A 255-nucleotide genomic window follows, 5' to 3' on the forward strand; every position below is an offset into this window, starting at 1 on the left:
GCAAGCCCGCCACCGGGCGGATCACCCTGACGGCCGAGCATGCCGGCGCCCAGGTGCTGGTGAGCGTGCGCGACGACGGCGCCGGGCTCGACGCGGCGCGCATCCGCGCCAAGGCCGAGGAGCGGGGCCTGTGCGCGCCGGGCGCGGTGCTGACCGACCAGCAGATCTACCAGTTCCTGTTCGCGCCGGGTTTCTCGACCGCGGCGACGATCTCGGCGCTGTCGGGGCGCGGGGTCGGCATGGACGTGGTCAAGA

The 255-nt window shown here is 74.5% G+C and carries 1 protein-coding gene; it reads left to right on the forward strand.

Annotated elements, in window-relative coordinates; all coding sequences use genetic code 11:
- Positions 1-255, forward strand: a 255-nt coding sequence (locus ACLBXO_RS32375; RefSeq protein ID WP_447687983.1) for an ATP-binding protein, incomplete at both ends; no start/stop codon positions are given.

Source organism: Methylobacterium sp. C33D (genome assembly GCF_053345825.1).